Genomic DNA, 19,082 nt, shown 5'->3' on the forward strand with positions numbered 1-19,082 from the left:
AAGAAATTATACCATTCCCACCTTTACAATACATTCTTATCTGTTCCGCAAGAATAGGCCTGAAGATGTGCGTTCACCTGCTTTTCTTATCGGGCTTTTTTTAAAGTAAAGAGTTAATCATTTACTCATTTATCGGCTTTCCATTGAGCAACTATATTCACCACGGCGCGCTGCAGCAGCAATTTTCGCACGGTGACTCAATAATTTCTGTGCTTCTCCGACATTTGACTGTTCTCCTTTCCAGGCATCCAATACGGGCTGCTGAATGGCTCTTGCAAAAGAAAAAGCAACGATCCATGGGAGCATGTCTTTAAAATTTGTATTGATGGCATTCAGATGTTCAGCGGCCAGCTGAGGCGATTGTCCGCCGGATAAAAACGCAATGGCAGGAACCGAAGCAGGAACCGAAGAACGCAGGCAATTGACCGTTGCTTCCGCAACTTCATCAATACCGTTCTGAATCGGACAACCTTTGCCGGCAATAACCATATTTGGCTTTAAGATGATTCCTTCTAAATCAATTTTAAACTGATACAACTGATGAAAAAGGGTTTTTAATACGTTCTCTGTTACTTCATAACATCGCTGAATAGTGTGATCTCCATCCATCAAAACTTCAGGTTCGACAATCGGTACTATCTCTGCCTCCTGACATAAAGCTGCATATCTCGCCAAAGCATGAACATTGGCTTTAATACAGGCATCGGTCGGAATATTGTCACCGATTGTAATTACGGCGCGCCATTTCGCAAAACGGGCACCCATAGTTTTGTATTCCTTTAAACGTTCGCGCAAACCGTCTAAACCTTCTGTAACCAATTCATTTGGAAAGCCTGCCAGGGATTTAGCGCCCATATCGACTTTTATTCCCGGAACAATTCCGGCATCCATAAGCACTTTCGCCATTGGTTCGCCAGAATCGGTTGTTTGACGGATGGTTTCATCAAATAAAATAGCACCACCAATGCTTTCATTCAAACCGGTTGTAGTCACAATGAGTTCGCGGTATTTACGGTACATCTCACTGGTTTTCGGAATTCTGGCTGCTTCAAAACGTTTTTCACAGGTTGGTGTACTTTCATCCATCGCAAGAATACCTTTACCATTGGCAAAAATCTGGTCAACCGTTTCTTTTAATATTGATGTATTCATATTTTATATATTTAAGGGTTTGTAGTCGTCCAATTTTACCACTCCTTAGAAAAATATTCCCTGACAAAATCGTGCTCCTGATTCTCCGACATTTTATCGGTTGGTATTACCTCAAATTTTATTTTAGAAAAAAGATGATTCTTACCTAAAATATTCACTAGTTCATTTTTAGCTTCGGTAGGACCAAACAATAATACACTGTCATAATTTCTGATGATTTCACCCAATTCTTTGTAATATTGAGAATTATCGTGCTGCTCTGTGTTATGCAGCGTCTTTTCGCTTATATCGGGAGATTCTACTTTTTCAGCTTCAGTAAAATGTGAAGTCAGCACCTTTGTTACCATAGGTTCGGCATATTCCATCAAGTGGGCATGCGAATGATCCATCCAGATGCCTAATCTATTTTTTGTTTCCATTGTTGTTGAATTTTTTATGATTTTTAAAAATTATTTTGCCTTTTGCCGTTTCTCCGTCGGTTAGCCTTTCGAGTTCCCTCATTAAATAGGTATAGGAGATTCCATGAAAACCGTATCTGCGGATCCCCATTTCATAATAGCGTCGGGGAAGAGTTAATAATTTTGCGATCCTGGGCGCCAACTTTTTTTTGGCGGCTCAGCAACAACAGTGAAACTGAGCTGCGTATTTGCAGTTCCAATATTTTCTATCGCACCAAAAAGCACCTGCTCAAGTGGTTTCTGAATTCTGTATAAAGAAAATTTGATGCAGGACGAACCTCCATTAACAGATAATATCATGGTATATCATTTATACTGATTATTCCTTTATCCGCTCTCTAATGCGTAAAATCATCAAAATCGTTATCTTCCTTCATGGGTTTAGGATAATCATTGTCTAATTCTTTCTCAAATTCTTTTTCATCTTTTTGATTACGGATGATAAGAAATACAATTAATGCAATTGCAAAAATTCCAAATATTATTAAAATTAACCAGTTCATTGATTTTGATTTTAAGTTATTTTATTGCTGACAAATAAACTTTATGCTGAATATTTCTGATTTAAAAATCAATTGTCACCGTAAAAAACGGATGGCTCTCCCTCACAAACGGGGAGTATTCAAAACACGGTTTTTTCACCAAAACGATATTTGAAGCCTGCGCGATAACGCGTATAAAACCTTTCAAATCCTAACATCATAAAGGTAGGATTTCAACTTACTACGGGAATTATACAATCTGATCTATAACTTACATTATTCTCACTTGGAAAGTTTATCATTCACGGTAAAAAGTGGCAGCATTACACTAAATGGCGTTTGCTTTCGTCGGATCTTCGGTTTTTGTTAAGTAAGTTCGCGAAGACTTTACAATAGTACTCATTACGGACATTATGATTATTTTAATGATTTACGGTGAGTCTTCATTTAATGCTTCAAATCCCCTGAAATGGCGCCAGTAACGTTTGGGCGGTCTTCAAAATGGTCTTTGGTGTCGTTGTCATCAAGTTTTTTGTTTGACAGAATACGCTCTTGAATTTCATCGGGAATTATTGGACTGCTTAAGAAGTGCATCTTCCGCCTCCTTCGTTTTTTCGATCGAAACAGTATCCAAAAGACCTTCTTTTAAAGGAAGAAGAATGAACATCTGCCGGAAGCAGTTAGTTGCGGAAACGGTTCCTGCTTGAGACATTGGCGGATCCGTTTACCGTGTTCGATGGTTTTGCGCTTATTTTCATCAAGTCGGGTTCCAAAGCGGGCAAAAGTTTCCAACTCTTCAAACTGCGCATACTCCAGTTTCAAATTTGAAATGGCGGCATACGTTTCCAACTGGGATTTATCACCAACAAGCGACACCCATTTGCCCACGTCCACCGCCCGCATAACCCATAACTCAAAAAGTTTTAGAGAGAGATAAATCTGTCCATCAGTAATGGAAATTAAATTCGTAGGAATATAAGCGGAAATATTCTGGTTTCGATTTCGATAATGGGGAATGCAGTAATGGAGCCTCCTTTTAGTCGGTCACTTAAATGAGTTGCCCATTCCAACAGTCGGGAATGAATGTAAAAAACATCTCCGGGGAATGCTTCACGAGCCGGAGGTCTCCTTAACAACAAAGTCAGCTCACGGTATGCTCGTGCATGATGGATAGGATCATCATAAACGATAAATTTGCCATCAGCAACCAGAGAATCAAACAAGTTACGGACAAAGAAGTTCGTTTTGGCTAAAAAGATTACCACAAAGAAGGTCAGAAAAAGGAAATGACTTTATCGATTACTGAATTTGTGCGCAGATTCAGTAATCATATTTTGCCTCGACGATTTGTGCGGATCAGGCATTACGGAATCCTGAGCAGTTCCTGGAAACGTGGGAAACTCCAAGATTTACAAAAAAGTTTAAAAGTGAAAAGAACTGTTTTTGCACCCGAAACATTGCTCAGAAAATGCCGCTGTTGCAAGGAAGGAAACCTGGTGACCATCACCATTTTCGGGCAGCGGGGACCACCGCAAGACTTTCTTTTCGTCACCCAACCTTTGTCTGCGAAATAATCTCTGTGGGTAAGGGAAATTGTGTTCTGCAGCGAAGTAAAACCGCAGAAAACCACTCCTAACGGCTACAAAACGCCACAAAAAAAAGCAGTCCTTCTGAAAAACTGCTTTGTGTATCTAAATTCTAAAAACGAAATCCCCATAAGAGGACCATTATGCTGCTTAAAAGCTACCAGAGTTGGAGTTTACCCTGAGGCTCTCGAAGGGTTCAACAGGCTTTCATTTCTTGTCTTGCAGACAAAACGAAAGCTTAGTTATTGGCAGAAGTTATAATTCAATTAAGATTATTCTTTAATTCGTTGTTTTAGTTTTTTAAAAGATTCCATAGTTAGATATAATTCCACTCCTACAAGACATAAAAAAAACAATAACAAAAACATTGCAAAAAGTAAATTTCCCTCAAAAGTGGAATCAACTATTTTTTTGACCATTACAAATAAGAATGCTGCCAGTAAAACAGAAAACAGTAGGTATCCGAATATACTAAGCCGTAATTTAGGACTTTGCAAATTGTTTTTTTTAAATACAATAATTAAAGTTGGTAAAATTGCTGTAAAAGGCGTTTTAGTTCTTCCTAATTCTATCTTGTCTTTAGATTCTCTTCCAAAAAATAATTTTTCGTCCGTTATCCACGAAGTAGTATTTGCTAAGTCAAGAATTAAGGAACTTTTCTTGGAGTTTTGTCGAATTGCTTCATTAATTTTTTCGCTACTGTGATTTAGTTTCATTTCAATCATACATTTGGTAATATAATTTCTGCCAACGTCCGGGGATTTCTGTTGGCGGGGATTTTTATAACAGGTTTATGTAAATATAGCGAAAAGAACAATTAGCGAAAATCTTTATGATGTAAACGTCAACCCCGCTAATAGAAATACCTTTGTTGAACTAAACCTCCGGTAGCTTTTCCGATTCGCCGTTTCATTAACTTTGTTTTTATTAACCTTCTAAAAACCCATAAAATGGCTACAAAAAAAATCTCCGGAGGATTTAAGAACGAACAAAATTTTGAATCGCGCTTCAAGCGAAGTTAATGGTTTTTCGGAACTGATACAACGTTTCGAAAGAAATATTTCAATACAGGGAAAAAGTCCCAGAACTTTTGATAATTATTCCCGCCATGTTGCTGCAATAGTAAGAAATATCGAAGGAGTAAAAGATTCCAATTTAATGGATAAACTGTTCTCCAAAAACTGGGTCGTTTATGCCAAAAGACCTTTCACCATCACCATTTTCGGGCAGCGGGGACCGCCGCAGGACTTTCTTTTCGTCACCCAACCTTTGTCTGCGAAATAATCTCTGCGGGTAAGGGAAATTATATTCTGCAGCGAAGAAAAACCGCAGAAAACCACTTCCAAAGGCTACCAAACGCCAAAAAAAAAGCAGTCCTTCTGAAAAACTGCTTTGTGTATCTAAATTCTAAAAACGAAATCCCCATAAGAGGACCATTATGCTGCTGAAAAGCTACCAGAGTTGGAGTTTACCCTGAGGCTCTCGAAGGGTTCAACAGGCTTTCATTTCTTGTCTTGCAGACAAAACGAAAGCTTAGTTATTATCTGCAGTTTTAACTTATCCATAAAGGTCTTTGGTCAACAATTTTCCATGAATTTCCTTCATTCTTGAGTAAATATCCAGTTCCACGACTAAAACCATGATCGTAAAATCCTACTTCAATATAAACAAAATCATCGCTAAAATATAATGGAGTTGAAAATGATAAATGAGTTTCTCTATTATCAATCAATTTTGAACTAATAACCTTTAAATTTTTGTTGATTTTGCTATCGAGCTTAATTGTTTTTAGATAATATTCTGCTTGTTTTAATAACTCAAGCGAATCCTTTTTAGTATAATTTTTCTTGAATTCTAAAAGATGAATAATATTTGTGGTTTTTCCAGGCGGAGGCGGAGGAATTCGTTGTTCAATTTCATCTTTTGTAGGAACATATACTTTTAACTGTTTTAAAGAATCAGTAATATATACTAAAGAAGTGCTAAATCGTCTTTCGTTATCTACGATTGGTGAAATTATTTGATTAAGCTTTACATTTTCCTCAATGTTAGAATTTTTACAATATGAAAGTAAAATTGTAAAAAAGTAAATGATTTTATACGGTTTGCTTTTCATAAAATTGCAGATAACTCGTTTATATGTATGACACAATCATACAAAGCCACTCCGAATTGGGTGTATACGTATGATTATAGTCATACATTATTACCTCGCTAAAATAGCAAAAAATATTGTACAAATCATCAAACGGACTTTTTATCTGCTGCAGACTCTTGGTGCTCACATGCATGTAAATCTCCGTGGTCTTGCTGCTGTTGTGGCCAAGCAGTTCCTGAATATACCGCAAATCGGTCCCACCCTCCAATAAATGCGTGGCGTAACTGTGGCGCAGCCAGTGCAAAGTGACCGGCTTGGTGATTTGTGCTTTCTTCAAAGCCAACTTCAAAACACTTTGTAAACTTTGCTGATTATAAGGTTCCCCTACCGTCTGTCCTTCAAAAAGCCAGGTTTTCGGCCGGAATTCTTTATAATATTCCCGGAGCAAATCTAAAATCTTACCGGAAAGCGGCGTAATACGGTCCTTCTTACCTTTAGATTGTCTGATCAGGACAACGTTTCTTTTAGAATCAATATCCTGTGGTTTTAAGTGAAGCAGCTCACTGCGCCTTAAACCGCAACTGTAAATTAAACACAGCATTATCTTGTGCTTAATGTTATGATGGGCCTCCAGAATATCCTTCACTTCCTCTTTACTCAACACATTGGGCAATATCTTAGGTTTTTTAGGGCGGTCGATCTTGTCCACTTCTATTTTTGCGCCCCGCACCGTTCGGAAATACAATTTTATTGCATTAGTCACCTGGTTTTGGTAAGATGCTGACAGATTTTTTTTCAGAATATAATCATTATTAAAGTCGAGTACATCTTCATTAGTGATTTCACTAATCTCTTTATTACGGTAATACACGAAAAATATTTTTAAAGCTTTAGAATAGGTGTCAATCGTATTCAGGCTGTATCTTTTGGCGGAAAGCCACCGGATAAATTGGCGGAGGTGCTCCTGTCCTTCCGCAGAAGGTTCGGTATCTTGCTTTTGTACAAGATTAAACCTTGCTCTGTTTTCAAAAGTATCCGGAATATGCCAATACTATCTCTGAGGATTCCAGCGGGCATCATCAATGAGTTTTATCCTCCGTATCAGTTCCTGATCCTTCTCAAATTCTACCGCAATACGGTCTGCATCACGGTATTTAATCAAGGTTGCTTTCCATCTCATAGCCTACTGATTTTCAGACATAAAGATAATAAAAACTTCCTGTACAAAACTTTGTTTTCACAAGAACCAAACTTTGTCCACGCTTGCAGCAGTGAAGGGGGAAACTCAGAAAAAGGTAAAAGAACGATACGGAAACTCCAGTTACAAAATATGCCGTTATACCGTTCTTTCAAGATTTTATTTATATTTGTACAGTGATATCACGAGGTATTCATCTGTATCATTTCGGGACGGATCACATTCCACGCACCAAGTGAGCAAGTCCATAGCAACTCCATAACCACACCAGTAATTTTATAGTCAAGCCATTAACCTGCAGTATATTATTTTAAGATTTAGCTACTCTGTAAGGTTAAGGATCCCAAGCCTTATCATTAACTAACCACCAGGATGATGGCAGGAATTTCAAAAAACGGTATTCTGAGCGGAGCTTTAGGAAACCTGGGTTTTCGTGAACAGCAAATCCCAAAATTACGCACGCACCAAACCTTCATCGTGATGGGAACCCTCATTTTTAAAACGGCTGCTCCTCAGCGTACCGCCGCCTTCAAATAAGAAGGGGTTTTGGTGCATTAGAAATTCTTTAATAAAGAACCGGTCTCCAATTAAAATACCAGATATGATATCGGGTTTCGGAAGCTTTTTATTTTGAAATTAAAAGTGATTTTTTTTCTAAAATAGTGAGAACTGACTGAATAGGTGCATTTAACAGGCATATCATTTTCCAGCAAATTTTAATTTAATCCCTATCGGCGGCACATATCCATATTTTAAAAAAAATTTACGATTTGTACAGAATTTTGTATCTTTAAACTGACCAATTGCGAAGAGAAAAATATCAAAAATAATTCTTTTTGAAGTAAGAAATGTATTTTTCGCATTAGATAAGTGAATATTTTAAGGAAACATTAAAAAATAATCTCGCATCTAATTATTTTTAAAGCGGTCAAAAAAAAAACAAAACTACTTAACCACGTTCTAAAATAAACCTCATTGCGTTCGTTTTGGAACACCAAATTTCCGAAACACCATGTTTATCTATATTAAATATATGGTTAGCTTGCGCTGTAAAATAATTGTAAAGCAAGAACTACAGAAATTAGGACTGCACTGCGTCAATGTCGAACTTGGGACCGTTGAGATCCGGGAGTCGATCACCGATTCGCAAAAAGAACAGCTGCGCCAGCAATTACAGATTTACGGCCTGCAGCTTCTAGACAACAAGAGGAATATTATCATTGAAAAAATAAAAGCCATCATTATTGAAATGATTCATTATTCCGACGAAATACCCAAAATAAATTATTCAGACTATATCAGCGAAAAATTGGGATATGACTATACATACTTAGCCAATACATTTTCGGAAGTCAAGGGAATGACCATTCAACAGTACATCATTTTAAACAAAATTGAAAAGGTAAAAGAACTCCTGATGTATGGTGAATTAAACCTTACGGAAATATCTTATAAGCTGCATTACAGCAGTGTCGCACATCTGTCTAATCAGTTTAAAAAAATCACCGGTCTTACTCCAACCTATTTTAAAGGCCTCAAAAAGAAACGGTTGAGGAATCTTGAAGATTTGTAACATAAAAGAAAATTTTCCGGAACAGAACCACCGTGCCTCCTCCTTATTATATGACTGTGAATAGTTTAAAATGAATGTGGGAATACTATAATTCTTCTTCGTTACTCTGTAATACATTATTCCTTAAAATCGACCACCTTTATACTAAGATTTATTAAAATCCATATTAGGTTTAGCTTTTAAAATTTTGGAGATGGAAAATACAGAAATTGAAAAATCGAAATCCTTTGTTATTTTAAAGAGCATTGAATACGTTCCCAATTCTGTGGTTACAAAAACCATTATAAAAAAAACAACGGGTAGTATCACCGTAGTCTCCTTTGATACCGGAGAAACCCTAACTGAAAAACTATCCCGGTTCGATATGTTTATACACATGATTGAAGGGCTTGCGGAGATTGAAATCGATACCGTTTCACATACGCTGACTACCGGCGAAGCGATGATCATACCTGCCAATACCAGAAATACTATAAAAGCTAAAAAACGAGTTAAAATGATTACTACGGTTATAAAAAGTGGCTATGAATTATAATTTATAGGAAAAGATTTACTCACTTCAAAATGCTGTTTCTGCCGCAAAAGAAAAGACCATGGAGTTCTATAAGAACATAGCTGTAATTGTCGCCCATCCTGATGATGAAGTTCTTTGGTGTGGCGGCATGATCTTACTTCATCCCGAATGCAACTGGTTCGTAGCCTGCTTATGCAGGAAAAATGATCCTGACAGGGCTCCCAAATTTCAAAGAACTTTAAAAGAACTTGGCGCCCAGGGCATTATGGGTAATCTGGATGACGGTCCGGAACAAAAACCCCTCGACATCAAAGAAGTACAGGATGCAATCTTAGACCTGCTTCCAAAATCCAACTTCGATCTCATGATCACGCACAGCCCTTACGGCGAATACACCCGCCATCTCCGTCATGAAGAAATTGGCAGCGCAGTTATCGCATTGTGGAACGGTCAAAAAATCGAAACGAAGGAACTTTGGACTTTCGCTTATGAAGATGGAAATAAAAAATACAGTCCGAAAGCAATAAGAGGAGCAAGCATTCAGCAGATGCTTCCCAAAAATATATGGGAAGAAAAATACCGCCTGATTACGGAAGTTTACGGTTTTGAAAAAACAGGATTCGAAGCCAAAACCACCCCGAAAAGCGAAGCCTTCTGGAAGTTCGAAAATCCAGAAGATGCGCGAAACTGGTTGGAGCGGAATTCAATGCTGCACAACGCAACACCGCCATAAAAACAATTATTACCAAAGTGAATAATCTGAACTGCTCTTTTAAAACCAAAAACTTATGAAAGTTTTAGTCTTATATGATTACCCGCCTTCGCCAGGGGGCTTAGCCACTCAGGGAGACATGCTTTTCCGTGGACTGCTTGAACTCGGTGTCGATGCGAAAGCAGCCCATTTCGAATCAGCTCAGGAAAAAGAATGGTATTACCGCTGGTTCGAGCCCGACATTGTGGTGGGAGTCGGTTATTGGGGCCATACACCGGAACTTATCCTTCATCCGCAGCGTTACGGAATTCTGGCCGTACCCTGGTTGGTCGCAGATGGATACATTGCCAATTATCAGGAAGTTTTAAACGAACTGCCGCTTATTTTGGTGACCTCAAACTGGGTGAAAGAAATGTATGTAAGAGACGGCATCAAAGCTGAAAACATCGAGGTGCTTCCGGTAGGATGTGACACTTCATCTTTTGTTCCTTTTGATAAAAATGATCCTAAAATTTTGACCGTTCGCGAATCATTGGGGATTTCGCCGGATCAGATTATGATTCTCACCGTAGGTGGTGACGCCGCTTCAAAAGGCGCTCAGGAAGTAATGCAGGCATTGGCACTCATCGACACCAAAGCACCCGACTGGAAATATGTTTGTAAAGTATGGCCACAACCCCGTACAGAAGTTCAAAATATGCTCGATCTGAAAATGGCAGAATCCCTCGGCCTCGAAAGAAACATCACCTACGCAACCAACAAGATTTCGCGAAACTTTATGCCTTATTTAATTGGAGCCTGCGATATTTATGCGGCTCCATCAAGGCTTGAAGGCTTTGGCATGCCTCAGGTAGAAGCTGGTGCGTGCGGCAAACCGGTAATAGGAATCAATGCCATGGGCTTGTTGGACACCCTGATCCATAATGAGACTGCTTTTTTGGCTCACGTCGCCAAAAAAATCGTCGTAAATGAAGTTATTTTAGGGGAAGAGTCGGGCTATGAAGCCAATCGTAAAGTTCAGTTTGACGTGCCGAGAACAGTTGATTATCGTGCCAATATTCAGGATATCGCCACCTATCTGCTAAAGCTGATGGAAGATGAGGAACTCCGGATAAAAATGGGGAAAGCCGGAAGAGCGCGTGCCGTAGAACATTTTGATTACAAAGTGGTTACCAAAAAATTTCTACAGATTTTAGAAGATAGATTAGGAATTAAATAATTTCTAAAACGAATCAACAGTTTAAATAAAACAACGATGAGAGTTCTGATAAAACAAGACGGTAATGACATCGCCCATTGGACTTCCGATTATTTAATTAAAAAAATAAATGATTTCCGTCCGACGACAGAAAAGCCGTTTGTACTTGGGTTACCAACAGGTTCTTCCCCAATTGCAACTTATAATGAACTGGTAAGAAGGAATAAGTCAGGCGATATCTCCTTTCGTCATGTGATCACTTTCAACATGGATGAATACATTGGTATTCCGGAAAACCATCCCGAGAGTTATCATTTTTTCATGTATGAAAACCTCTTCAGGCATATCGATATTCCTATAGAAAACATCAATATTTTAAACAGCAATACAGATGATCTGGAAAAAGAGTGTATTGAATATGAGAAGAAGATCATGAAATACGGCGGCATTGAACTGTTTCTCGGCGGAATAGGAATGGACGGACATATCGCATTTAACGAACCCGGATCTTCGCTCACTTCCAGAACAAGAATAAAAACACTGTGCTATGATACCATTCAGGCAAATTCGAGATTTTTTGAAAATGATGCATCTCAGGTTCCCACCGAAGTTCTTACTGTTGGTGTCGGGACGATTATGGATGCCAGAGAAGTTCTGATCGTGGTCAGCGGTTATCATAAGGCCAGAGCATTGAGAGAAGTATTGGAAGGTTCTGTAAACCATATGTGGCCTGCTTCCATACTTCAAATGCATCCAAAATGTGTATTAATTTGTGACGAACCGGCCACAATGGAATTACAGGTTAAAACAGTAAAATACTTCAAAGATATCGAACGTATTTCTGCGAATGGAACACATCTGTAAACAAAAAAAATAAAACCATCATGTTACCTGAAGAAAACCAACAGATTGAAGATGCCAAGAAAGCAGCCATAGAAGTACTTTTGCACAATGCTCATGGAACCGTTGCCGATTTACCAAGAACCGCAGGATGGGGATATCCCGAACCTTATACCCGGGATCTTTTGATAGCAGTATTGGGAATCGCAACCAGTGAAAATAAAGAACTGATAGAGAGTTCAAGAAATGTCTTATCGACCTTAGCCAAAAATCAATCGGAAAATGGACAAATCCCGTCACTCGTCAGTGATAAAGCCAATCTTGGTTCCAGTGACACTACTCCATTATTTTTAATGGCAGTCGGGATTTTCAGAAAAATACTCGGTGACCCAAACTTTCTTGAAGACGCGGTAAACAAAGCAATCATTTGGATGGAATACCAGTGTCCAACCAGCTATCACTTAATAGCGCAACAGCCAACCAGTGATTGGCGCGATGAGCAATGGGTGCCCGGCCATGGGCTTTTCGTCAATACGCTGACCTACTCCGGGCTTCAACTTTTGGGAAAACACCAGCAAGCCGAAAACCTCGGAAATGCAATGCGGCAGTTGACCTATTCTTCAGACAAATCCCACAGTTGTCCGCACGAAGGATTTTCTATTAAAGACAAACCCTATTACGCTTTGTGGTCTTATAAAATTTACAGCAGCACCCGGTTTGATTTACTGGGAAACAGTCTCGCCATTCTGTCCGGATTAGCGTCGGCAGAAAAAGCCGGAGAGATGGTAAAATGGATAGAAAACGAATGTCAACAAATGCATAAAACCAAGGATTTGGCAGTTGATCTGACGCCCAATTTTTTCCCTTTTATTCTCCCGGAAGATTCGGATTGGCTACCGAGATATTCAGAATTCAATAATCCCGGAGATTATCATAATGGCGGAATCTGGCCATTTATCAGCGGATTTTATATTGCAGCGCTGGTCGCCGCAAAAGAATTCGAGGTGGCAGAAAAGAAACTTCTCGCATTGACCAACCTCATCAAAAAAGGCAGAAACGAGAACTTAGAATTTAGCTTTAATGAATGGTATAAAGCCCAAACAGGAAATCCAATGGGTCAGGATTGGCAATCCTGGAGTGCTTCCAATTATTTATACGCAGCAGCTTGTGTTCAAAAAAGATATACCCCGTTTTTTGATGGTATCCGGTCGGACTAATTAGTGTTGAAAACTTCCGGCATTCTTTGACCGATAGCCTTTAATGAAAACTGACAGTACATCCTTTATTTTGAACCAAAGGAATCTATGAATTATGTAATTCTAAACTGCTAATATTCAATTGTTTTCAAGCAAAATTCCATACCTTAGCTTGCAATTTAACAGATTATCGTACTGATTAGCAGCTGTTTATTTTTTTTAAAAACTGAGAAAATGAAAATCGCCTTTATAGCTACATATCCACCACGGGAATGCGGAATAGGAACTTTTACGCAGAGTTTAGTTCATGCCATAAAAGACCATAATGAGGTCATTATTATTGCCATGCATGACGGTCAGGAAAATTACCCATTTCCGCCTGAGGTGAAATTCACAATACGTCAGGAACATCAGACCGATTATTTGAAAGCTGCTGATTTTATTAATCAAAGTGATACAGATGTCTGCATCGTGCAGCATGAATTTGGGATTTATGGGGGACAAAGTGGCGTCTATATTTTGCCGCTTTTACACCGTTTGCAAATTCCTTTGATTTCAACGCTGCATACCATTCTTCAAAAACCGTCTTACACCGAGAAAGCCATTTTAAAAAAAATCTGCACCATGTCCGATAAATTAGTGGTCATGAGTCATAAAGCCATTCAATTTCTTGAAGATATTTATCATGTTCCGTCTGCAAAAATTTTACGAATTGAGCATGGCGTCCCCGATATTCATTTTGATAAAGAGAAGTCGAGAGCGGAACTGAAATTTACCGATAAAAAACTGCTTTTAACCTTTGGTTTCGTGGGCCGCAATAAAGGAATTGAAACCGTAATTAAAGCGTTGCCTGAAATCATTAAAAAGCATCCTGATATCGTCTATGTCGTTTTAGGAAAAACGCATCCCCACTTACTCAGATCCGAAGGTGAACAATACCGAAACTACCTTCATCTCCTCATAAAAACGCTCAAAATAAGCGACCACGTCCTGTTAATCAATGAATTTGCTGAAGAAAAAGCGCTTTTTAAATATCTCGCTGCGTGTGATATTTATATCACCCCATATATTAATGAAGCTCAAATTACGAGCGGCACCTTAACTTACGCCATGGGTTCTGGCTGCGTTGTGGTTTCTACTCCCTATTGGCATGCAGTAGAACTGCTAACCGGAAACAAAGGATGTCTTTTCGATTTTAAAGATGAGCACGCTTTAACAAAGGTCCTGAATGAATTGTTTGACAAACCCCAGTTAATGAAAACCATTCAGCAAAAAGCTGAAAAATATGGTCAGGGAATCATCTGGCCAAAAATCGGTGAGAAGTACATTGAACTGGCTGAGCAATTGACTTATGACCCCGTAAAACCAGAACAGAAAAATGACACCGATATCGATCCCTTATTGTTACCCCCATTTTCATTAACTCATATAAAAAGGCTGACTGATGATACCGGAATTATTCAGCATGCAAAATTTGGAATCCCTAACCTGAAAGAAGGCTATTGCTTAGACGACAATGCCCGTGCGATGTTGATGGCTTGTATGGCCTATAAACTAAAAAAGAATCAAATTGCATTAGACTTAATGCCAATTTATCTTAGCTATATCCATTATATGCAGAATAAGGATGGGACTTTCAGAAATTTCCTCAGCTTCAACCGCAATTTTCTGGACGAGGTGGGTTCGGAGGATTCCTTTGGAAGAACGATCTGGAGTCTCGGTTATCTCATGCAAAACGCTCCGAATGATGCTTTTTACCAGACAGCAAGGTTGGTCTTTTTTGATGCAGCTCCTAATTTTGAAAAAATGAAATCAATCAGAGGTATTGCCAACACAATGATTGGCATCAGCTATTACCTTAAAGCAAATCCGGGAGATCTCGAGATAAAGATGTGTCTGGTAAGAATGACGGACGTTCTTGTGGCACATTTTGAACAAAACAGATCAAAAGACTGGGATTGGTTTGAATCGCTTTTGGCGTATGATAATGGGATTCTGCCTTTAGCATTATTACATGCCTCACAAGTCTTAGAAAATAAAAAAGCAAAAGACATTGCCTTTGAATCCATGAATTTCCTGACTACTCACACACTGAAGGATGGTTATTTATCTGTAATTGGCAACAGACAATGGTTCATAAAAGATAAAGAACGTTCTGTTTACGCGCAGCAGCCAATAGATGCGATGGCCATGGTACTGGCATACCATCAAGCATTTGTTTTAACAGAAGACAGGAAGTATCTCGAAAATATTTTCACTTCTTATCTCTGGTTTTTAGGTGAAAATGATCTTCGGCTGAGTCTGTATGATTTTGAGACCAAAGGATGTTGTGATGGTTTCGAGGATTATGGCATTAACCGCAATCAGGGCGCCGAAAGTTCACTGGCCTATCTCATTTCGCATCTTACGGTCTTACAAGCGTATGAAGAATCCGCTCATTTTCGGGAAGTGAGTACTTCAAATAATTCAGTCAACCACACAACACGGCATAGTGAGACGGAGATTTCAAAAATAGATTAGATAATCCTTCATACTCACTTCTGCAAAAAATTCAAAATACATCTTAAATTATAATGAAAATTTTTAACACAATGATGCAATTTATAAATACTCGTTTTTTTCTATTTTTGAGTACGGTTTGACTTCATGAAGTTTTCGATTTCACTTAACAAAGCGTAACAGAATAATTTCATTACTAATGGGTACATCAAATTCAATTTTTTAAATGTTCCAATTCGGAAAGTTAATCTGAATAATTTAACTCAAACGTAATAGTAAAAAACAGTATTCCGGTTCGAGATCAAAATATGGGAGCACGATCAAAATCAATTGGTGTATATTTTACTGCACTCTCCTTCGCAGTAACCTATACTGTATACCGACCATATGCTGACTGTATGCTGACCGGAAAGTTAGGATTAAAGTTTTTAAAAAAAACCGTCACTATCTTCGATATAATTCTGAGTCAAGTTTTGTAAAAGATCTTTCCTCTTGTCAATTCGATTTTATACGGTCTAAATCTTTAAACCTTCAAATAATGCTGCCAACTCCACAACGGCATAAGTGGTAGAATAATCGGAAACTGCATAAGGCAAAATCAGATGGTTATTATGGATAATGGATCCGCATGAATACACGACATTGGGAACATATCCTTCCCGCTCGTTTGCCAACGGAATGAGCAACGGTTCTTCTAACCTTCCAATTTCTTTGGTCGGATCATCCAAATCCAGTAACGACGCGCCAATACAATATCTTCGCATCGGACCTACTCCGTGGGTAATGATCAACCATCCTTTTTCGGTCCAGATCGGTGAGCCGCAATTTCCTATTTTCGAAAATTCCCATGCATACTTGGGTTTCTGAAGAAGAATCGGATTATCCCAAAGCGTATTCCGATCAGAGAACATGATATAGTTATTAATTCCGTCTATCCGGGACAGCATTGCATATTGACCTTTTATTTTCTTGGGGAAAAATGCCAAATTTTTTCCCATCGCACCTTTTCCGCGCAAAGGCATAATTCTGAAGGTGCAGAAATCTTCGGTGGAAAGAAACTTTGGTAAAATAGTATGACTATTATAGGCAGTGTAAGTAGCGTAAAATTTCACGCTTCCATCATCATCTGTAAACTGAACAAAACGGGCATCTTCGATCCCATTGCTTTCCGATTCTGAAACAGGATAAATTACACGTTCGCTAATATCTGAGTCATGCTGAAATTCAATATCATAATAAGACTCCAGTAACCATGCAATTTCTTCCAGAGCAATCTTTCTATCAGTACTTATACTTGCATCTTTCAATGTACTGTCTACAGAATTTTTTAAAGTAGCATAATCAAAATGATTGGGTAGATTTTCAACAATGTCAATATAATACTTATCAGGAATTTTCATCTCCTGCATTTTTTTAACAAACCTTCCCTTATGGTAAGAAGTTTTTTGCAGGACTTCAGCCATGTCCATCGATTTGCCGATACTCATCAAGTGTAAATCGTTGTTTCTATCTAGTATTGCCCGCCGGAATACGATAGATGAGATATGACCTTCACCAGTGGCTCTGAAGGAAATGATAACGCGCATTTCGCCTTTCTCCAGATAAGTCTGATCCACATCGGGAATAATAGAAGGGTTAAAAAATGCAGTCGATTCAAGGGAATATTCCATCGTAAGATATGAACCGATCAGAAGTTTACGCTCCTCTGATATTTCATTGATATTAACCTGCATTTCTTTAATGATGCCAATCACATTATTATAATGCTTCTTAAAAAGATAAGTAATGTGACGATGTCTATAGGCAAACTCCCTTAATGTTTGGTTTAAAGCGGTATGGACTTCGTAATCACTCATCGCAAAAACCAATGCTAAAGTATCTTTCGTCGCAGTATCACCATTCATAAAATAGCGCGCAACTACCCTACTGGAGTCAGGTAGGAAATGCAATTGTTTTCGTGTAACTGGAACTCTCATCGTATTGATTTTGAACATCTAAGGTACAAAGAAGAATAAAAAAACAATAAACTGCAACGATAAAATTATGTTAAAGTTTGAATCCTTAACTTCCAGAAACAACAAAAGTCTTCCTAATAAGAAGACTTTTGAACACCAAATCACAAAATATTAATATGAAAAAAAAATTACTTCCGAAAAAGTAATTTTGTGACCCGGCTGGGATTCGAACCCAGGACCCATACATTAAAAGTGTATTGCTCTACCAGCTGAGCTACCGAGTCGGTCTTTTTAATAAATAATGAATATTAGTAATAAGCAATTTAACATTACTCATCTATTGATTACTCATTGCTGATGTTGTGTGCCTGCGACTGGACTCGAACCAGCACATCCTTAGGAAACCACCCCCTCAAGATGGCGTGTCTACCAATTTCACCACGCAGGCAAAAAAAATCCGTAAAAACATACGGAGGTTTTTCGCTTGTGACCCGGCTGGGATTCGAACCCAGGACCCATACATTAAAAGTGTATTGCTCTACCAGCTGAGCTACCGAGTCGGTCACCTCTAAATCTGAACTGTTGTATTCTCGTTTTAGAGTGGTGCAAAGATACTTCTTTTTTTAAATTCTCAAAATTTTTTTGGAACTTTGTACAAAATAAAAATATGATAATTTCACTCATCGGGTATATGGGCAGCGGCAAATCTCACATTTCCAAAGTTTTGAGCCAAAAACTTCAATTAAAATTAATTGACTTAGACAAGGAAATATTTTTGAAAAACAGAATGACAATTCCCGAAATCTTCGAAAAAAGGGGTGAAATCTACTTTAGAAAACAAGAAAGACTTCTTTTAGAAGAAATTTTTGATACCGAAAAAGACTGCATCCTGAGTTTAGGTGGCGGCACTCCCGCTTATTATAACAATATCGAACTCATTACCCAAAAAAGCGAAAGTGTTTATTTACGAAGTTCAGTAAAAACATTGACGGAACGGCTGTTGAAACAAAAGCAAAAACGCCCGTTGATTGCAAAAATCCCTGATGAAAATCTCCCAGAATTTATTGCGAAACATCTTTTTGAAAGACAGGTTTTCTACGGCCAGGCAAAATACACCGTCGCCACAGATGCTAAAACTCCCGAAGAAATCGGCGATGAAATCATTGCTTTAATTAATCTTCCTTAGAGTCGTCATCCACCTCGCTGAAAAACAGGTCCCAGTCGCTGTTCTCCATGTCAGAATTGCTATCTCCTGCGGTAAAACCGTCGAGTTCCCTTCGGTCTTTTTTGGTTGGTCGGCCTTCTCCTTTGTTCCGGTAATGTTCCTGATTGAGATTTCGTAATTTCAGAATTTCATACTGTTCTTTTTCCGTGCGGTCTTCGATATGGAGCGGAACCAATTTTGGACCTATTCTGCTTTTAGGAATCTGTATAATTTTGATTTGGTAGTCGATCTGGTTTTTTCTAATTTTAATCAAATCTCCGTCTTTCACCTCTCTGGATGATTTTACAGTCTGACCTGCGAGCGAGACTCTGTTCTTTTTAATCTCATCTGTAGCAATACTTCTGGTTTTATAAAAACGAACGCACCATAAAAACTTATCTATTCTCATATTTTATT

23 protein-coding genes, 3 tRNA genes and 1 pseudogene are annotated in these 19,082 nt (G+C 38.4%); 11 read left to right on the plus strand and 16 right to left on the minus strand.

Annotation, left to right across the window (positions count from 1 at the left end; all coding sequences use genetic code 11):
- Positions 1–129: 129 nt before the first annotated feature.
- The 7 genes from NBC122_RS00960 to NBC122_RS14470 form a co-directional block, all read right to left on the minus strand.
- Positions 130–1,152, minus strand: a complete 1,023-nt coding sequence (locus NBC122_RS00960; protein ID WP_133438586.1) for a class I fructose-bisphosphate aldolase — start codon at positions 1,150–1,152, stop codon at positions 130–132.
- A 35-nt stretch (positions 1,153–1,187) separates the two neighbouring features.
- Positions 1,188–1,571 (minus strand): hypothetical protein, encoded by a 384-nt coding sequence (locus NBC122_RS00965; RefSeq protein WP_133438587.1) that lies wholly within the window; start codon positions 1,569–1,571, stop codon positions 1,188–1,190.
- A complete protein-coding gene (locus tag NBC122_RS14705; protein WP_133438588.1) occupies positions 1,555–1,701 on the minus strand; it encodes a hypothetical protein in 147 nt (48 codons plus the stop codon). The genes NBC122_RS00965 and NBC122_RS14705 overlap by 17 nt, the downstream gene beginning before the upstream one ends.
- Before the next feature lie 23 nt (positions 1,702–1,724).
- Positions 1,725–1,910: an acetate kinase gene (locus tag NBC122_RS00975; RefSeq protein ID WP_133438589.1), complete on the minus strand. Its 186-nt coding sequence runs from the start codon at positions 1,908–1,910 to the stop codon at positions 1,725–1,727.
- Between the two features lie 38 nt (positions 1,911–1,948).
- Positions 1,949–2,113, minus strand: coding sequence for a hypothetical protein (locus NBC122_RS14295; protein ID WP_165983173.1), 165 nt, complete (start codon positions 2,111–2,113; stop codon positions 1,949–1,951).
- Positions 2,114–2,737: 624 nt separating this feature from the next.
- Positions 2,738–2,995 carry a hypothetical protein gene (locus tag NBC122_RS14465; protein WP_221343581.1) on the minus strand — a complete coding sequence of 86 codons (258 nt, stop codon included), beginning with the start codon at positions 2,993–2,995 and terminating at the stop codon, positions 2,738–2,740.
- A 56-nt stretch (positions 2,996–3,051) separates the two neighbouring features.
- Entirely contained in the window at positions 3,052–3,315 is a 264-nt protein-coding gene (locus NBC122_RS14470) for a F0F1 ATP synthase subunit alpha (protein ID WP_221343582.1), read from the minus strand.
- Here NBC122_RS14470 and NBC122_RS00985 point away from each other — a divergent pair.
- Positions 3,283–3,666 (plus strand): annotated as a pseudogene (locus NBC122_RS00985) (transposase); the annotation flags it as partial. The gene NBC122_RS14470 and the pseudogene NBC122_RS00985 sit on opposite strands and share 33 nt — an antisense overlap.
- 284 nt (positions 3,667–3,950) lie before the next feature.
- On the opposite strand, the gene NBC122_RS00990 reads toward NBC122_RS00985, so the two are convergent.
- Positions 3,951–4,394: a hypothetical protein gene (locus NBC122_RS00990; protein WP_133438591.1), complete on the minus strand. Its 444-nt coding sequence runs from the start codon at positions 4,392–4,394 to the stop codon at positions 3,951–3,953.
- Positions 4,395–4,674: 280 nt separating this feature from the next.
- On the opposite strand from NBC122_RS00990, the gene NBC122_RS14440 reads away from it, so the two are divergent.
- Complete coding sequence (locus tag NBC122_RS14440) at positions 4,675–4,962, plus strand: hypothetical protein (RefSeq protein WP_185145771.1); 288 nt, start codon at positions 4,675–4,677, stop codon at positions 4,960–4,962.
- 268 nt (positions 4,963–5,230) lie between these two features.
- Here the strand turns inward: NBC122_RS14440 and NBC122_RS01000 are convergent, their stop codons facing one another.
- The 3 genes from NBC122_RS01000 to NBC122_RS14640 all read right to left on the minus strand — a co-directional run bounded on the left by NBC122_RS01000 (position 5,231) and on the right by NBC122_RS14640 (position 6,956).
- Positions 5,231–5,794 carry a hypothetical protein gene (locus NBC122_RS01000; RefSeq protein ID WP_133438592.1) on the minus strand — a complete coding sequence of 188 codons (564 nt, stop codon included), beginning with the start codon at positions 5,792–5,794 and terminating at the stop codon, positions 5,231–5,233.
- 19 nt (positions 5,795–5,813) lie between these two features.
- Positions 5,814–6,722, minus strand: coding sequence for a tyrosine-type recombinase/integrase (locus NBC122_RS01005; protein WP_221343592.1), 909 nt, complete (start codon positions 6,720–6,722; stop codon positions 5,814–5,816).
- Positions 6,723–6,827: 105 nt separating this feature from the next.
- Positions 6,828–6,956: a hypothetical protein gene (locus tag NBC122_RS14640; RefSeq protein ID WP_262709570.1), complete on the minus strand. Its 129-nt coding sequence runs from the start codon at positions 6,954–6,956 to the stop codon at positions 6,828–6,830.
- A gap of 390 nt (positions 6,957–7,346) precedes the next feature.
- On the opposite strand from NBC122_RS14640, the gene NBC122_RS14300 reads away from it, so the two are divergent.
- The 8 genes from NBC122_RS14300 to NBC122_RS01040 all read left to right on the plus strand — a co-directional run bounded on the left by NBC122_RS14300 (position 7,347) and on the right by NBC122_RS01040 (position 15,527).
- The gene (locus tag NBC122_RS14300; protein WP_165983174.1) at positions 7,347–7,511 is read left to right on the plus strand and encodes a hypothetical protein; all 165 of its coding nucleotides are present in this window, start codon (positions 7,347–7,349) and stop codon (positions 7,509–7,511) included.
- A 475-nt stretch (positions 7,512–7,986) separates the two neighbouring features.
- On the plus strand, positions 7,987–8,547 hold the full coding sequence (locus NBC122_RS01010) for a helix-turn-helix domain-containing protein (RefSeq protein WP_221343583.1): 561 nt from the start codon (positions 7,987–7,989) through the stop codon (positions 8,545–8,547).
- A gap of 193 nt (positions 8,548–8,740) precedes the next feature.
- Positions 8,741–9,082 (plus strand): cupin domain-containing protein, encoded by a 342-nt coding sequence (locus NBC122_RS01015; RefSeq protein WP_133438593.1) that lies wholly within the window; start codon positions 8,741–8,743, stop codon positions 9,080–9,082.
- A gap of 58 nt (positions 9,083–9,140) precedes the next feature.
- Entirely contained in the window at positions 9,141–9,794 is a 654-nt protein-coding gene (locus NBC122_RS01020) for a PIG-L deacetylase family protein (protein ID WP_133438594.1), read from the plus strand.
- A gap of 55 nt (positions 9,795–9,849) precedes the next feature.
- Positions 9,850–10,992, plus strand: a complete 1,143-nt coding sequence (locus NBC122_RS01025; RefSeq protein ID WP_133438595.1) for a glycosyltransferase family 4 protein — start codon at positions 9,850–9,852, stop codon at positions 10,990–10,992.
- A 36-nt stretch (positions 10,993–11,028) separates the two neighbouring features.
- Positions 11,029–11,835, plus strand: coding sequence for a glucosamine-6-phosphate deaminase (nagB, locus tag NBC122_RS01030; RefSeq protein WP_133438596.1), 807 nt, complete (start codon positions 11,029–11,031; stop codon positions 11,833–11,835).
- Positions 11,836–11,855: 20 nt separating this feature from the next.
- Positions 11,856–13,028 carry a glycoside hydrolase 100 family protein gene (locus tag NBC122_RS01035; RefSeq protein WP_133438597.1) on the plus strand — a complete coding sequence of 391 codons (1,173 nt, stop codon included), beginning with the start codon at positions 11,856–11,858 and terminating at the stop codon, positions 13,026–13,028.
- Positions 13,029–13,241: 213 nt separating this feature from the next.
- Positions 13,242–15,527: a glycosyltransferase family 4 protein gene (locus tag NBC122_RS01040; protein WP_133438598.1), complete on the plus strand. Its 2,286-nt coding sequence runs from the start codon at positions 13,242–13,244 to the stop codon at positions 15,525–15,527.
- A 494-nt stretch (positions 15,528–16,021) separates the two neighbouring features.
- On the opposite strand, the gene NBC122_RS01045 is transcribed toward NBC122_RS01040, so the two are convergent.
- The 4 genes from NBC122_RS01045 to NBC122_RS01060 form a co-directional block, all read right to left on the minus strand.
- Positions 16,022–17,482 (minus strand): glycoside hydrolase family 130 protein, encoded by a 1,461-nt coding sequence (locus NBC122_RS01045; protein WP_133438599.1) that lies wholly within the window; start codon positions 17,480–17,482, stop codon positions 16,022–16,024.
- 190 nt (positions 17,483–17,672) lie between these two features.
- Positions 17,673–17,745 (minus strand) — tRNA-Lys (locus NBC122_RS01050).
- An 81-nt stretch (positions 17,746–17,826) separates the two neighbouring features.
- Positions 17,827–17,909: transfer RNA gene (locus NBC122_RS01055), tRNA-Leu, on the minus strand.
- Between the two features lie 39 nt (positions 17,910–17,948).
- A tRNA-Lys gene (locus NBC122_RS01060) sits at positions 17,949–18,021 on the minus strand.
- Between the two features lie 107 nt (positions 18,022–18,128).
- Here NBC122_RS01060 and NBC122_RS01065 point away from each other — a divergent pair.
- The gene (locus NBC122_RS01065) at positions 18,129–18,647 is read left to right on the plus strand and encodes a shikimate kinase (protein WP_133438600.1); all 519 of its coding nucleotides are present in this window, start codon (positions 18,129–18,131) and stop codon (positions 18,645–18,647) included.
- On the opposite strand, the gene NBC122_RS01070 is transcribed toward NBC122_RS01065, so the two are convergent.
- Complete coding sequence (locus NBC122_RS01070) at positions 18,634–19,074, minus strand: RNA-binding S4 domain-containing protein (protein ID WP_133438601.1); 441 nt, start codon at positions 19,072–19,074, stop codon at positions 18,634–18,636. The genes NBC122_RS01065 and NBC122_RS01070 overlap by 14 nt on opposite strands.
- Between the last annotated feature and the right edge of the window lie 8 nt (positions 19,075–19,082).

It is taken from the genome of Chryseobacterium salivictor, assembly GCF_004359195.1.
Classification (GTDB): domain Bacteria; phylum Bacteroidota; class Bacteroidia; order Flavobacteriales; family Weeksellaceae; genus Kaistella; species Kaistella salivictor.

Excerpts from the sequence above, each read along its gene's own strand:
- NBC122_RS01040 (WP_133438598.1), top strand. The coding sequence starts at position 13,242 with ATGAAAATCGCCTTTATAGCTACATATCCACCACGGGAATGCGGAATA.
- NBC122_RS14295 (WP_165983173.1), bottom strand. The coding sequence starts at position 2,113 with ATGAACTGGTTAATTTTAATAATATTTGGAATTTTTGCAATTGCATTA.
- nagB (WP_133438596.1), top strand. The coding sequence starts at position 11,029 with ATGAGAGTTCTGATAAAACAAGACGGTAATGACATCGCCCATTGGACT.
- NBC122_RS01070 (WP_133438601.1), bottom strand. The coding sequence starts at position 19,074 with ATGAGAATAGATAAGTTTTTATGGTGCGTTCGTTTTTATAAAACCAGA.
- NBC122_RS01010 (WP_221343583.1), top strand. The coding sequence starts at position 7,987 with ATGTTTATCTATATTAAATATATGGTTAGCTTGCGCTGTAAAATAATT.
- NBC122_RS00975 (WP_133438589.1), bottom strand. The coding sequence starts at position 1,910 with ATGATATTATCTGTTAATGGAGGTTCGTCCTGCATCAAATTTTCTTTA.
- NBC122_RS01020 (WP_133438594.1), top strand. The coding sequence starts at position 9,141 with ATGGAGTTCTATAAGAACATAGCTGTAATTGTCGCCCATCCTGATGAT.
- NBC122_RS00990 (WP_133438591.1), bottom strand. The coding sequence starts at position 4,394 with ATGAAACTAAATCACAGTAGCGAAAAAATTAATGAAGCAATTCGACAA.
- NBC122_RS01035 (WP_133438597.1), top strand. The coding sequence starts at position 11,856 with ATGTTACCTGAAGAAAACCAACAGATTGAAGATGCCAAGAAAGCAGCC.
- NBC122_RS14705 (WP_133438588.1), bottom strand. The coding sequence starts at position 1,701 with ATGGGGATCCGCAGATACGGTTTTCATGGAATCTCCTATACCTATTTA.
- NBC122_RS00960 (WP_133438586.1), bottom strand. The coding sequence starts at position 1,152 with ATGAATACATCAATATTAAAAGAAACGGTTGACCAGATTTTTGCCAAT.
- NBC122_RS14640 (WP_262709570.1), bottom strand. The coding sequence starts at position 6,956 with ATGAGATGGAAAGCAACCTTGATTAAATACCGTGATGCAGACCGTATT.
- NBC122_RS01045 (WP_133438599.1), bottom strand. The coding sequence starts at position 17,482 with ATGAGAGTTCCAGTTACACGAAAACAATTGCATTTCCTACCTGACTCC.
- NBC122_RS00965 (WP_133438587.1), bottom strand. The coding sequence starts at position 1,571 with ATGGAAACAAAAAATAGATTAGGCATCTGGATGGATCATTCGCATGCC.
- NBC122_RS14300 (WP_165983174.1), top strand. The coding sequence starts at position 7,347 with ATGATGGCAGGAATTTCAAAAAACGGTATTCTGAGCGGAGCTTTAGGA.
- NBC122_RS01025 (WP_133438595.1), top strand. The coding sequence starts at position 9,850 with ATGAAAGTTTTAGTCTTATATGATTACCCGCCTTCGCCAGGGGGCTTA.
- NBC122_RS01065 (WP_133438600.1), top strand. The coding sequence starts at position 18,129 with ATGATAATTTCACTCATCGGGTATATGGGCAGCGGCAAATCTCACATT.
- NBC122_RS01000 (WP_133438592.1), bottom strand. The coding sequence starts at position 5,794 with ATGAAAAGCAAACCGTATAAAATCATTTACTTTTTTACAATTTTACTT.
- NBC122_RS14465 (WP_221343581.1), bottom strand. The coding sequence starts at position 2,995 with ATGCGGGCGGTGGACGTGGGCAAATGGGTGTCGCTTGTTGGTGATAAA.
- NBC122_RS01015 (WP_133438593.1), top strand. The coding sequence starts at position 8,741 with ATGGAAAATACAGAAATTGAAAAATCGAAATCCTTTGTTATTTTAAAG.